The organism is Aquimarina celericrescens (genome assembly GCF_042682765.1).
Classification (GTDB): Bacteria; Bacteroidota; Bacteroidia; order Flavobacteriales; family Flavobacteriaceae; genus Aquimarina; species Aquimarina celericrescens.
Map to the genome: position 1 here is coordinate 85,324 of NZ_JBHUHY010000011.1, position 14,047 is coordinate 99,370.

Sequence of the window (14,047 nt, forward strand, 5' to 3'; positions counted from 1 at the left end):
AATGAAACACAGGTCAATGCTATTAATATTTATTTTTGGTTTCTTTTTAAGTTTACAAGCCCAAAATCAAAGGAAAAGAGCTAGAGATTTTGGTATTGAACCTGGTATCCTTACCCCAGGAAAATGGAATGCTATTACCGATGTAAATGGTGTTTCGGTAGGACAAAAAACATTGATAGTTGGAGATTCGATACGTACTGGTGTCACGGTAATCATACCTCATCAGGGAAACGTTTTCAGGGAAAAAGTACCCGCAGCAGTATTTGTAGGTAACGGTTTTGGTAAAGCACTTGGTTTTACACAAATCGAAGAGCTAGGTAATCTCGAAACACCAATAGCCTTAACTAACACACTCAATGCTTTTCTTGTTGCCAATAGCATCGTAAATTACACGCTATCGACCCATGAAAATTCCAAGATTAGGTCGGTTAATCCGGTAGTAGGGGAAACCAACGATGGATGGCTGAATGATATTAGAGGGCGGCACGTAAAAGATAATCACGTTATCGAAGCTATACATGCAGCAACTACCAAAATTGTTGCCGAGGGAAATGTAGGCGCAGGAACAGGAACTAGATGTTTGGGCTTTAAAGGAGGTATTGGGACTTCATCCAGAGTACTTCCAAAAGATAAAGGAGGTTATACGATTGGTGTCCTTGTTCAAACCAATTTTGGAGGCATTCTTACCATCAATGGTGCTCCTGTAGGAGAAGAACTCAATAATTTTTATATGGCTCAGGATGTTCCTTATGTGGTTGATGGCTCGTGCATGATTATTATTGCTACTGATGCTCCATTATCAGCCAGAAATTTAAAACGTCTGGCAAAACGTTCTTTTCTGGCATTTGGTAAAGTAGGGTCTTTTTCATCTAATGGTAGTGGTGATTATAGCATAGCCTTTAGTACTCATTCTCAACTTCGTATCCCATATGATTCAAAAAAAATGGAAAAAACCGTTTTAGAAATTTCCAATGACCACATGTCTCCTCTTTTTCTGGCAACAGTTGAAGCTACCGAAGAGGCGATTTATAATTCTCTTTTTATGGCAACCGATATGAAAGGGCAAAAAGGAAGAATGATGAACGCATTACCTATCGAAAAAACACTTAAAATATTAGATAAATATAATGCTCGTAAAAAATAAATAGGTTGACTATAGGTCAGCGTGTTTTAAAAACTATTACCGTTTAAAAAAGTCAAAAAAAATTAACATCTTAATTATCAATATTTATGAAAGCACCTCTAAAAAAATCAACTCTGTTTTTTTGTGTGCTACTATTATTAAGTAGTTTTAATCAAATAGTCGCTCAAAAAAAATACTCAAAAAAACAAATTACAAAATTGAAATCTGAAGTTGCGCAATTAGTTGAATCTAATCATAAGCAAACACAAGTTATGATAGATAAAATATTCAGTTTTTCAGAATTAGGGTTTCAAGAAACTGAATCTTCCAAATACTTAAGCCAAATATTAGAGAAAAACGGATTTCAAATAGAAAAGGGAGTTGCCGGCATACCCACAGCATGGTTTGCTAAATGGAGTAATGGTAAAGGTCCAGTTATCGCATTGGGCAGTGATGTTGATTGTATTCCAAAAGCTTCTCAATACCCTGGGGTTGCTTACCACAAACCAATGGTCGATGGAGCGCCAGGGCATGGCGAGGGACATAACTCGGGAATACCTCTAAATATTACTGCTGCCCTGGCCGTAAAACAACTAATGGAACGAGAAGATATAAAAGGTACTTTAGTACTTTGGCCTGGTATAGCCGAAGAATTGCTTGGTTCTAAAGCATGGTACACTCGAGATGGTCTTTTTGATGATATTGATGTTTGCATCTTTACTCATGTGAGCAGTAACTTAAGCGTCTCGTGGGGTCAGGCAAGAGGTACTGGGCTAATATCTGTAGAGTATACCTTTGATGGAGAAGCTGCACATTCTGCAGGTTCACCCTGGAGAGGGAGAAGCGCACTTGATGCTGCTGAACTCATGAATGTGGGATGGAATTATAAACGAGAACATTTGCACCCTTTAAAAAGGTCGCATTCTATTTTTACCGATGCAGGAGACCAACCTAATGTTGTCCCGTCAAAAGCCTCTATATGGTATTACTTTCGGGATATCACCTATGAAGGAATCATTGAAATGTATAATGACGCAAACAATATAGCTAAAGGAGCAGCCCTAATGACTGATACTGCAATGACCTCTAAAATTGTTGGAGCGGCATGGCCACGACATTTTAATAAGATTATTGCTGAGCAAATGTATGAAAACATACAGCAAATAGGCTTGCCACAATGGTCAAACGAAGACCAGATGCTTGCAAAAGCAGTTCAAAAGGAAGTAAATTCAAAAAAAACAGATGGCCTAAATACAAAACTTTCACCAATAGGAATTCCCCTTAAAAGACCTGTAAGCGGGGGGTCTGATGATATTGGAGACGTGTCATGGAAAGTTCCAACAGTGACACTCAGATACCCTTCAAATATACCAGGTTTGCAAGGACATCATTGGAGCAATGCAATTGCTATGGCCACCCCTGTTGCTCACAAAGGTGCCACCTCAGGAGCAAAAGTAGAGGCTATGACTATACTTGACCTGTTACTAAAACCAATTCTGGTAGAACAAGCATGGAATTATTTTAATGATGTACAAAGTAAAGAAGCAAAGTATAAACCCATGATTTCGGCTGATGATAAGCCGCCAATTTACTTAAATAAAGACATCATGAACCAATACAGAGAGAAGTTAGAGCAATTTTATTACGATGAAAATAAATACGATTCATATTTAGAACAATTAGGAATTAGCTATCCTACTCTTAAAAAAAATAATTAGTCCTGTAAAGTGATGAATAAAACAATTCCATTTAATGATAAACTCGAGCATAAAAACAAATTTATGAGGATAACAAATGACATTATTTTTTGTTTATTACTCTTTTTAGGTTCCCAAGAGATAATAGCACAGAATTTTAGCGCATTGCAATACAGAACTGTTGGTCCCGGAAGAGGTGGTCGTGTAACAGCAGTTACTGGGGCTCCAACCACACCTTCAACTTTTTATCTTGGAGCTTCAGGGGGTGGAGTTTGGAAAACCGAAGATTATGGCACCTCATGGAAGAACGTTTCTGATGGGTACTTCGCAACGCCATCAATAGGTGATATTGGCGTAGCACATCATGATGCTAATATTGTTTATGTTGGTACTGGTTCTGACGGTCTCAGAAGTAACGTTATTACCGGCAAAGGAATGTATAAATCAATTGACGCAGGAAAAACATGGCAGCATATAGGTTTAAAAAATACCGGACATATAGGTGCCGTAGAAATAGATCCTACAAATCATAACATTGTATGGGTTGCAGCTATTGGTAATGCATTTAAATCCAACTCTGAACGTGGTATTTACAAAACTATAGACGGTGGAGTCTCTTGGGAAAAAGTTCTTTTTATTTCTGATGAAGTTGGCTTTGCTGATTTAGAATTATTGCCAGGTAATCCTGAGGTGGTTTATGCAGCAGCATGGAAAGCTCAGCGCAAACCATGGACTATCGTTTCTGGGGGTGATGCTAGCGAAGGAGGTATCTATAAATCAGTAGACGGTGGAAAAACCTGGAAAAAACTAGGTCAAGGCCTGCCTCAAGGATTAATAGGAAAGATAGATTTGGCAGTGTCACCAGTCGATTCAAGTATCCTATATGCTATTATTGAGGCACCGGGAAAAGAAGGGGGTTTGTATAAATCTGAAAATCAAGGCAAATCATTCGTACAGGTATCAAATGAAGCAGGTTTAGTAAATAGACCCTTTTATTATACCAACGTTGAAGTTGATCCTAAAAACCCTGATATAGTATATTCAATGGCAAACCCAATGTTAAAATCTATCGATGGGGGCAAAACATGGACTAAGATGAAGCCTCCACATGGGGATAATCATGATATCTGGATCAATCCAGATAATCCTGAGTTATTTATTCAATCCAATGATGGTGGTGCCAATGTGACTCACAATGGGGGTAAAACATGGTCAAGCCAGTTTAACCAACCTACAGCAGAACTTTATCAGGTAGAAGTTGATGACCAATACCCGTATTGGTTGTATGCCGGTCAACAGGATAATTATACTACTATCGCAGTACCAAGTTTTGCGCCAAGTGCCATCCAAAATACCGGAGTTGGCTGGATTATAAATACCGGAGGATGCGAAACTGGACCTGCAGTACCCAAACCTGGAAATCATTCTATAGTATATTCAAACTGTAAGGGACGTTTTAATGTTTTTGATAAACGAACAGGGGTTGAAAAAGGATACTATGTTGGTGCAAGCAATATCTATGGCCATAATCCAAAAGATTTACGATATCGCTTTCAGCGAGTAGCTCCTATTCATATATCACCACATAACCCCAATACCGTCTATCACGGTTCACAGTATCTACACAAAACGACCGATGAGGGATTAACCTGGCAAACAATTTCACCAGATTTAACAGCATTCGAAGAAGATAAACAAGTTATTTCTGGTAGCCCCATTACCCGAGACATTACTGGTGAAGAATATTATAGCACCTTGTACGCTATCAGAGAATCTAAAATTAAAGAAGGATTAATTTGGACAGGGTCGAATGATGGCCTAGTGCAACTTACTAAAGATGGAGGAAAAACATGGACAAATGTTACCCCATCTAAATTACCAAAAGGTGGTCGGGTTGATGCTGTTGAGCCGTCTTCTCATAATTCGGCAAAAGCCTACGTATCTATATTACGATATCAATTGGGAGATGAAAAGCCCTATATTTACAAAACTGAGAATTATGGGAAAACCTGGGAATTAATTACCACTGGCAGTAATGGTATTCCTACTGATTTTCCAACGCGGGTAATAAGAGAAGACCCTATAAGAGAAGGCCTATTGTATGCGGGCACAGAATTTGGATTGTTTATTTCATTCGATGATGGTAAAAAATGGCAATCATTTCAGCAAAATTTGCCGGTTACGCCGGTAACCGATATTAAAATTTATCGTGGTGACCTTATTGTAAGTACTATGGGTCGTTCTTTTTGGATATTGGATAATATCACTTCGTTAAGACAAGCCGAAATCAATAAACTAGGAAGTTCTCCCTGGTTATTTAAACCGGATAATACGATAAGATATCGTTACCCGAAGATACGTAATGGCCAAACTACATTTCCTGTGTATCCACAAGCTAATGTTGCTATTGATTATTATATACCAAAAGATCATAAAACTAGTGTAAAACTAGATATTCTTAATGCTAATAAAATAATTATTGCGACATATGTTAGTGATACGACCAAACCAAAATTAATTGAAAATGTTGTAAGTACAATGAGTACCAATGAAACCATTTATCTAGTCGATAAATCGTTGAGCAACACACCTGGTTTAAATCGTTTTAATTGGAACTTAAGACATTCCGGCCCATGGGCAAAAGAGGTTTCTAGAAGATTTCAAAATGGACCCATTGCAGCTCCAGGAATTTACACCGTTAGATTAAGCACCAATACTAAAGTTATAGAACAAACATTTGAACTTTTAATCGATCCCAGGGTAAAAGCCAATGGGGTATCCAAAGAAGATATAGTTTTGCAAATTGAAAAGCAGCAAGAAATTAGCGAACTTCTTACAACAGCACGTAAGTTTCAAGACACTCTGGAAACCGAAGTGATTAAGTTGAAAGAAAAGAACCAATCATCAGAAAGATTAAAAAAAGTAGAAAAAGTACTTAAACAATTAAAAAATGATGATGGCGCTTACCCAAAGCCAATGCTGGTTGATCAGATTATGTATTTGTATCATATGATCGGTAATGCAGATCAGTTACCTGGAAAAGAAGCCGAAATGCGTTTTGAACATTTAAAAGTTGAATTTGCGAAGGTCAAAAAGAATTTAGAATAATATTGAGCGTTGTCAGCACTAAGATTTACAGGTACAGTGCTCATGAAAAATGCACCTAGAATCAGGTATATGAATCTTAAATGATTAAAAAATTTAAAAATGTTCTATAAAAAGGTACTATGCTGTAGTTTTATGTTTCTTTTAATTTTTGTTGGTGTAAGTCAACAAAAATTACCTATGAGTAAGAGTTTTTCTGATGCCATTAAAAGAGGAACTCGAACAACCAAAGGAATACCTGGCACACAATACTGGCAAAACACTGCTTCATACACGATTAATGCAGAAGTTATCCCTCAAAAAAAAGAACTTATTGGTACCGAAATAATAAAGTACCAAAACAATAGCCCGGATACACTCCATCAGATCGTTTTTCACGTTTTTCAAAATTTGTATAAAAAAGGAAGTCGTCGAGATGACCCAGTCCATCCAGATGATATTCACTCTGGAGTTTTGATCAAACGGCTTACAATTGGCGACGAACTTATTACGGATTATAGTACAGAAGGAACTCTTATACTAGCAAAACCTACTCAACCTATATTCCCTTCAGCATTGATTAATATTGAATTAAGCTGGAGTTTTTCAATTCCTACCAAAAGTAATATCCGAATGGGGGCAAAAGATGAAACTTCTTTCTTTCTGGGACAGTGGTATCCAAAAATTGCAGTGTACGATGATATCAATGGCTGGGACAAAAATGTACATACTGGGGGACAGGAATTTTATTATGATCTCGGTGATTATGAGTATACGATTACAGTACCTGATGGCTATCTGGTTTGGGGTTCTGGACTGCTGCAAAATGCAGAAAAAGTATTATCACCAAACATATATAATAAATATAAACTAGCTCAGAAAAGCGATGATATTATTTCGATAGTACATCCAGACGATTACAAGTCAGAAAAACATATAACGTCTCATAATAAATGGGTGTTTAAAGCGAATAATGTTTCTGATGTGGCTTTTGGTGTGAGCGATCATTTCCTTTGGGATGGAACATCATTAAAGGGGGTTTCCGGAAATACTATTTTTATAGAAACTGCCTATCCGATTGAGTCTAAAGATTTTACCGAAGTAGCGCTTTTAGCAAAAAAATCTGTTCGTTACTTTTCAAACGAAATTCCATACCCTTTCCCCTTTCCAACGATGACCATATTTAATGGTACCAACGGAGCCAGTGGTATGGAGTATCCTATGATTGCAAATGATCCCTCGGCCGATAACAGAGGCCGAACCGTAGATGTCACTGCCCATGAAATTGCTCATAATTATTTTCCATTTTACGTATTGACCAATGAAACAGAACATGCCTGGATGGATGAAGCATTTGCAGCAATGATCCCATACGAGTATCAGCAAAAACAAGAACCTTCATTAAATCGGTTAACACGTTATGCCAGAAATATGAGCTCCTATGCAAGCACTAATACGAATATTGCATCTACTACCAAATCTACCATGCTAAAAGGCAGAACTTCCTATTTCAATTTTTATATGAAACCAGCTGTAGGATTATATGTTTTGCAAGATATACTGGGGAAAGAATTATTCAAGAAATGTTTGGCCACTTATATAGAAACATGGAAAGGAAAACATCCTACTCCATTAGATTTTTTTTACAATGTAAATGCAACATCTCAGCAAAACTTAAACTGGTTTTGGAAAAAGTGGTTTTTTGAAAACGGTTATCCCGATTTGGGTATTACCCAAGTAGAAGAAAGAAATAATGTATATGAAATTACTGTAAAAAAAATAGGAGATCTTCCTGTGCCTTTGGACGTAACCATAACTTTTAAAGATCAAACAACACAAAATATTCATCACTCTGCTAAGGTTTGGCAAGAAAAAGACAACATGATCCTCACAGTCAAGACAATGAAGGGAATTGAAAAAATACAATTAGGGAATGATTACATCCCTGATACAAATCCAAGAGATAATATCCTCTTTACAATCAAATAATGTTTGTATCGATCATTTATCAGGTGGTATTTATTGAGTAGAGAATTGTTTAGCTTTATATAACAAGTTTTCAAACTTAATAACACAAGAATTACTTCTCTTTACCAGGATGATAAACGGCTTTTGATCTTTTTGCTACGTCTTCTCTGTAATAAGCGACATCTTTAAAATTTACGTCCACATACCGTTGAACCTGATCGTCAAAATGCGGAGAATCAGGATGTCCGCTTTGACCACCAGCGAGTAAACTTTTTGCCTTTATCTTATCACCAAATTCTACCACAGCAACAAAGCTATTACCTGATGTCCCATACATGCGTTTGGTACCTTCATAAGCTCTAGCACCAAATGATGCCAGCGCTCCCCATCTGCCTGAAGCCAAACCTACGCCAATGCTAGGTTTATTATCATCAAAAGGTTGCCTGATCGCTCCATTAAGTCTTTGATAACGGTTAATATCGCCCCATTTAGTATTCCAGCTACCAAAGTCTTCAGTTAGTTTGGTTACTGCTCTTTTAAAAATAGCAATTCGCTCTTCTTTTGGAGATGCTACACTAAAGTAATTTAACCGCTCCATAAAACTGAGTTTTTCAGGAGCTATCCCCTCTTGTAAATAATGAGTGCCATAATAATGAGCTAATGACATAGCCACGGATTCTTCGGACACCGCAAAATCCCAATTTCTTAATACTTCAATAGGTTCATTTAAAGATTGATCAAGGTTCGAAGATGTATCATATGCAGCAATCAGTCCCGGAATCAATACTTCAAATGCCGGTAAATAGGGATCATAGGCCAGATCAATCAATTTATCCAAAGTTAATCCCTTAGTTTTTTCTAATAATCGTATTGCATGCACACCACGAAAATTTTCATGATTTCGTGACATATATCTGGGGTAATCTTCAGCTTTTGGACTGTATTCTGCAGCACTTGTAAAAGGTGTAGAATTACAGTTTTGTATCCATCCATTAGGAGGGTTAAACACCGTGATAGATTCATCTACCGTATGTAATCCTTTCCAATCGGTAGATGGGTCACTACCATCTACTGGCATCGTATAGTCATATTTTACATTTCTTATCGGAATAAAGTTACCATGGTAATAGGCTATATTTCCTTCTGCATCAGCGTATACGGTATTATTGGAAGAGTTTGTTCGTATATTCATCATTTCTCTAAACTCTTTATGTCCATTTAATTTTGTCCTAGTAAAAGACTGGGTTAAGGCTTTTACAGGATCCCACATCATCGCCGTTGCTACCCATTTTTTATCAATTGCATGAGTGATTGGACCGTGATGTGTTCGATACACAGGAAAGTTACGTTCTTTAATTACTCCATCTTCTTTATATTTAAGGGTAACATCCAATGTCTTAACAGGTCGAAGTTCATCACCATATTTATATTTCAATCCATTTTCATTCTTTACAATAGTTTCGATAAAACTATCTATGACATCGGTATATGTTGAAGTATGCATCCACCCCGTTTTTTCGTTGAATCCTTGATAGACAAAAAATTGTCCCCAGGTAACAGCTCCATAAGCATTTAAGCCTTCTTCACTTACCATATGTACTTCTCCACGAAAGAAAAATGAGGTGTGGGGATTAATTAATAGCATAGCATCGCCTGATGCTGTTAATTTTCCTGAAATAGCAAATCCATTAGAACCTCTTGGCTCATTATCTGCAAGGCGTATGAGCCCATCATTAATTTTATTTGCTAAAACCGATGAGGGTTCTTTTTCATAAAATTTCTGAATATCTTTTGTAGATATACGTTCGATGTCTCCTCCTATAGATCCTTCACTAAAATACATCGGCATCCAGGGCTCAAAATGTGTCAATAATTTTGGCTTAACTTCTGGATGTTTATACAAGTAATAATTGATTCCGTCTGCAAAGGCTACGCAAAGTTTTTTTAACCATTCGGGACTAGTCTCATAGCGCTGTATAGCTTCCTCTTTGGTCATAAATAATCTTGCTCTAAGGTCACTATAAAGTGCTTCTTCTCCTTCCACCTCAGCCAGTCGACCGATAGCCCAAATATAATTTCTTTCAACACGATTAAAATCATCTTCACATTGAGCATATAATAGACCAAACACAGCGTCTGCATCAGTTTTTCCATAAATATGAGGGACTCCGAAATCATCTCTAATAATCTCGGTATTGGCACTTCGAGTTTCCCAACGTGATAATTCTGTTTGTGATTCTTTGGTACAAGCAGTCACTACTAGAATTAAAATAAAATAAATGTATTTCATAAGTATCAGAAGTTTAATCGAAAATAAACATATATATTCTGCAATTTTTTTACAAACAAAACTATTTAAGATCTTGTAAGATGTACCATTCCAATTTTTTAAAGTAAGGCATACCAATATAGTTGTTTTAAGGTATTGATCCAATTACATATCTTTACTAGACGATTGTATATTCTTTCCACCATAATGAAGTAAACTGAACAATTATATATTGAAGTCTTTTATGTTTGTGCTAATAAAACAAAAGTTAGTATCAAATAAATTGTCATTTTAATTAGCTATCCAGCTTTATCAGGATGTGACTTTTTGATTTTCAAAATATGTTGATCAAGTCAATAATTCTGCTAACCCCGACCAAAAAAAAGTAAATACACATAATCTACTGATTTATAAAAAATTACTAAGATTTAAAAAGAAGTTAATTTTTGTTTAACTGTATTGATTATTAGTTAAACAAATTGTATATTTATACCAATAAATTACAGTAAAGAATGAAATTAATTGAAGAAGTATTAGAATTTGAAAATAGGAAAATGAGTAATATGAGTACTAGTGACAGAGTAGCCGCTTCAAGAGAAGCCAAGTCTCTTGTACTACGTATTAATGAGATTTATAAAGAAACTAAAGACGCAGAACTTATGGATTTAATGAAACGTCTTACAGAAAAGAAAAGAAGAATAGAAAAAAGACTTAAAGGAATGCCTGATCTTACTTAAATTTGATCGTTTCTATTGGATATAGTGTAGGGATTAATAAGGAATTAGGTTAGTAAAAAGATCAATTAGTTAACCGAAGAGAATACTTTGCTGCCTGTTATCGAGGTTGGGTATTTTTTAAAAACGCATAGCGATTAAATGGTTTTAGAAACAACATATAATAGCAAAGAAATCAAGAAAATTATTAATGACCTAGTCGGTAAACCATTTTCGCTTTATCAAGCATTTAAAATGAAAGGAATTGGTTCTAAGAGAATGATCATTGATGAGGTCAGTCCTAATTTGAGTAAATATTTAAATACGGTTTCTGATTTAAGTTATGGTAGTATAGAGTTGCGACCCAATGGCATTTTAGTAGCGATTAATAAAGGACTAAGAAATTTTGTTTGGGTTATCCCTTATTATCAGTTTTATATGTATAAAACCAACGGCATGAGTATCCACGCCCAAGGTAAATTTGTACATTTTAAAAACAATCGCACCCACAAAGAAAATCAATCTTTCTTTCAAAAGCTCACCAGGCTTAAAACTGAATATGACTACAGATTTCCACACGTAGATACGATTTAGCTAAAAAAACCCACATTAATCTCTATTTGACCAAGCTTTTTTTGCCTTACTTATAACCTTGTACTACAAACTCCTGAAGCTAAAATGAAAACAGAACTCAATGTACTGGGTACTCCTTTAAAATCCTGTTGCCAAAATCCGTTGACAGGTTATTTCAGAGATGGATACTGTCGAACCACTAAACAGGATACTGGAACTCATATTGTTTGCGCTGTTGTAACTGAAGAATTCTTAACCTATACAAAATCGCTGGGAAATGACCTCTCTACTCCTATTCCGCATTGGAATTTCCCAGGACTTTCACCAGGAGACAAGTGGTGTTTATGTGTATCAAGATGGTTAGAAGCCAAAAAAGCAGGGAAAGCACCTCTAGTTATTCTCGAAGCCACCCATCAAAAAGCTTTACAATATACGAGTATCGCAATTCTAAAAGAATATGAGTATACTACGAACTAGGTGTAATTCACCAATATTGAATTAAACAGACACAATCAATACCAGTTTTTTTTATGATCCAGGATGGATTTCTATGTCTTTAAAAATATAGCTTTTAGTATAAACAAAAAAGGTGGACTTTATCGCCTCACCTCTTTTATAAATACCAAATTTATTTCTTCATTTTTATTTCTTCTCTAATATAAGTGTTACTTTATTGAAGTTAGCAGCACTATTAATAACGGTTCTGTATTCTTCATAAATAGGGACTTCGATAATATTTTTATTATAATATTCTTTAATGGCAATAACCAGTTGGTTATCTTTTAATTTATAAGTAGACTTAAACATAAATAATTCTTCGTCATCTTTCGTATACGATTCGTCCATGTTGATATTATCGAGATTCTTAAAATGATATCCTTCGGGAATATCGACAATAATCTTTCTATCATAGCTTCTTTCGAATTCATTTTCTACAGGGAGCTTGCGGGCCTTCTTTTGATACATCTCTTGTTGAGGACCTAAAAGCTCTCCTACTTTAAATAAATATTTATTCCCAGCTTTTTCTACAAATTCTTCAGACTTTAAATCTGCAATAATTTGTAATGGCTTATTTCCAAAATCTTTGGAAGAATCATTGAACATTTTCTTTTCTATGATTTCTACATTTTCATTGATAGATTTAATGATTCCTTCTGCCATTTCATTCTTATCCTCTTCTTTTGCGATGTCCATAAATGGCTGAACGAAAACGGCATAATAACCATCCATAGTGCGATCCATTTTTAGATTTGTTATGGTAAGGTCTTCACTATCAAAGTTTACATTCATTACCAAATTATAATTGGTTTTATCATAATTTACTGGTTTAATATACTTTACACTACCTACTCCAGAAGTAAAACCTCCCAGTGTTACTTGTTTTATAAAAAGCCCATAATTATCGGTAAGATAACCAGGAGGAAAGCCAAGTCTGGATTCTAATTTGGTCGGAGCCATATATAATTTGATTTTAGGAAAATAAATCAAATACTCTTGTAAAAAGTTATATGCTTCAAATGATTTATCGAACTTTAGTTCTCTTCTGTCACTAGTAAAAACAATTTGATGTTTAATGCCTAAAGCGTTAAAAATAGCAGCATATAGTTTTACAACTCCCGATTCGCTAGCAACTTTATTAGCTATGATGCTTGCCAAATCCTCAAGATCTTTACGCTTTATCTCTGTAAGATATACATTAGTTTTAATATAATTTTCAATCGCTCTAATCTTTATGGTAAGATCCTCCTCATTTGCACCTTCAATTGATTTTATAAACTTATTTATCTTGTCGCTTTTTTTATTTTCAATTTCAGGATATAAAGAATTATAAATGTTCTGAGAAACAATACTATAAGAAACAATCTCACTTGAAGGATTTGCTGTATTATTTTTTAATTTATAAATCAAATATTTACGTGATGCATCATAAGGAGCTTGCTCCTCTTCTTCCAATCCTTCAAGATTATCAAGATGCAGTTTCCAATGATTTTTCTTTGTGTCTAATGTATCCTTTGTCAATTCTGAAAGACCATTATAACTTTTTGAGGTGAAAATCAAATTTGTGGGAGCAAACAAATCAAAATCAACATCTTGCTTATCAAAATCAGATTGTAATGTTATTTTGTTCCCTGTATAATCTGGATATTTTTTAACGACATAATAATACTCAATGAAACTTCCTTTTTCTACCCCTTCGAGGGCATAATATTTATATGTTCTTTTGGTTTCGTCGTCCTTTGCTGTTAAAATCTTTGAATCATCCAATTCTTTTATTTTACCATCTTTGGTAATCACCCTTGCCTTATTTTTAACAATCTCTGAACCTTCAGAATATGGAAGATATACTTTATTGTATTCTTCTATCTTATCGTTAGAATTTAACCAATAAATCTTATGAATTAAAGAATACTCAACCAATGCATCATTATTTATAAAGAAGAATTCATTTGCTCTTTTGTCTTTGAAGGCTACTATATCTTCATTTTTGAATTTTTCTAAGTCAATAGCTGCTATAGGATTTTCTTCCCAATCGTATCCTTCATGATAAGGTTTTTCTTGAGCAAAAATATTGGCTGTTAGTAAGCTAAGTACACATATAATTGGCCTCAATAATTTCATT

Annotated in this window: 9 protein-coding genes; 7 read left to right on the forward strand and 2 right to left on the reverse strand. The window is 35.2% G+C overall.

Annotation, left to right across the window (positions count from 1 at the left end; translation table 11 throughout):
- Positions 1-16 precede the first annotated feature (16 nt).
- The 4 genes from ACFSJT_RS11225 to ACFSJT_RS11240 all read left to right on the forward strand — a co-directional run bounded on the left by ACFSJT_RS11225 (position 17) and on the right by ACFSJT_RS11240 (position 7,893).
- Positions 17-1,144 carry a DmpA family aminopeptidase gene (locus tag ACFSJT_RS11225; protein WP_378320356.1) on the forward strand — a complete coding sequence of 376 codons (1,128 nt, stop codon included), beginning with the start codon at positions 17-19 and terminating at the stop codon, positions 1,142-1,144.
- A 251-nt stretch (positions 1,145-1,395) separates the two neighbouring features.
- A complete protein-coding gene (locus ACFSJT_RS11230; RefSeq protein ID WP_378320357.1) occupies positions 1,396-2,841 on the forward strand; it encodes an amidohydrolase in 1,446 nt (481 codons plus the stop codon).
- A gap of 63 nt (positions 2,842-2,904) precedes the next feature.
- On the forward strand, positions 2,905-5,928 hold the full coding sequence (locus ACFSJT_RS11235; RefSeq protein ID WP_378320358.1) for a WD40/YVTN/BNR-like repeat-containing protein: 3,024 nt from the start codon (positions 2,905-2,907) through the stop codon (positions 5,926-5,928).
- Positions 5,929-6,105: 177 nt separating this feature from the next.
- Positions 6,106-7,893, forward strand: a complete 1,788-nt coding sequence (locus ACFSJT_RS11240) for a M1 family metallopeptidase (protein WP_378320359.1) — start codon at positions 6,106-6,108, stop codon at positions 7,891-7,893.
- A gap of 91 nt (positions 7,894-7,984) precedes the next feature.
- On the opposite strand, the gene ACFSJT_RS11245 is transcribed toward ACFSJT_RS11240, so the two are convergent.
- Positions 7,985-10,162 (reverse strand): acylase, encoded by a 2,178-nt coding sequence (locus ACFSJT_RS11245; protein ID WP_378320360.1) that lies wholly within the window; start codon positions 10,160-10,162, stop codon positions 7,985-7,987.
- A gap of 491 nt (positions 10,163-10,653) precedes the next feature.
- Here ACFSJT_RS11245 and ACFSJT_RS11250 point away from each other — a divergent pair, with 491 nt between their 5' ends.
- The 3 genes from ACFSJT_RS11250 (at position 10,654) to ACFSJT_RS11260 (ending at position 11,904) form a co-directional block, all read left to right on the forward strand.
- Positions 10,654-10,878: a hypothetical protein gene (locus ACFSJT_RS11250; RefSeq protein WP_378320361.1), complete on the forward strand. Its 225-nt coding sequence runs from the start codon at positions 10,654-10,656 to the stop codon at positions 10,876-10,878.
- A gap of 138 nt (positions 10,879-11,016) precedes the next feature.
- Positions 11,017-11,448, forward strand: a complete 432-nt coding sequence (locus ACFSJT_RS11255) for a hypothetical protein (protein WP_378320362.1) — start codon at positions 11,017-11,019, stop codon at positions 11,446-11,448.
- 84 nt (positions 11,449-11,532) lie between these two features.
- Entirely contained in the window at positions 11,533-11,904 is a 372-nt protein-coding gene (locus tag ACFSJT_RS11260) for a DUF2237 family protein (RefSeq protein ID WP_378320363.1), read from the forward strand.
- A gap of 165 nt (positions 11,905-12,069) precedes the next feature.
- Here ACFSJT_RS11260 and ACFSJT_RS11265 read toward each other — a convergent pair whose 3' ends face one another.
- Positions 12,070-14,046 carry a DUF3857 domain-containing protein gene (locus tag ACFSJT_RS11265; protein ID WP_378320364.1) on the reverse strand — a complete coding sequence of 659 codons (1,977 nt, stop codon included), beginning with the start codon at positions 14,044-14,046 and terminating at the stop codon, positions 12,070-12,072.
- Position 14,047: the final 1 nt, after the last annotated feature.